Raw genomic sequence first — 630 nt, 5'->3', positions numbered from 1 at the left:
GGGTCGCTGGCACGCGCAAGGTAACCACCGAGTTGCGCAAGCTTGATGAGGCTGCGTAGCAGCGGCGGTTGCTTGCCTCGAGCTCACGGATGTAGGGTAAGCGCGAATTTTCGCGCACATAGCATCTGGGTTGAGAGCAAGGCAAGCTGCGTCCACTGATATTCTGTGGACACAGCCCATGACTCAGACCGGTTCAGATACGGCGCTTCTCGCAGTTACTCTCGTCGGGCGCGACGGCAAGCGTCGCTACGACTCGCAATCCAAACGTAGGCTCATCGAGGCCTGCCTGCAACCCGGTGTTTCAGTGGCCGGGCTGGCGCTCAAAGCCGGCGTGAACGCGAATCTGCTGCGCCGATGGATCAAGCTGCATGAGCAACGCCGCCGCGCTGCGGGGACGCCGGATATTGTCGATGATGCGACGACACTCGCCGTGCCATCGGCATTTGTGACGGTCCGCGCGGTTTGTCGCGATGAGCTCGTTGAGCGGACCAGCATCTCGAAGCCCGCATCCGAGCCTGCGGGCACAAATCCGGCCTTGCGCTCGCAACTGACGGTGGAGATGCCCAACGGGGTGACGCTCCGGCTGGACTGCACCGCTGGTGATGCGTCGCTGGTATCGGCCATGATCGA

At 62.4% G+C, this 630-nt stretch carries 1 protein-coding gene; it reads left to right on the top strand.

Annotated elements, in window-relative coordinates:
- Positions 1–178: 178 nt before the first annotated feature.
- Positions 179–630 (top strand): transposase (locus P7F28_RS05940; protein WP_277183560.1); only part of this gene is annotated, 452 nt, incomplete at its 3' end.

This window comes from Caballeronia sp. BR00000012568055, from assembly GCF_029439455.1.
Lineage (GTDB): Bacteria > Pseudomonadota > Gammaproteobacteria > Burkholderiales > Burkholderiaceae > Caballeronia.
This window is presented reverse-complemented; position numbering and strand designations above follow the sequence as displayed.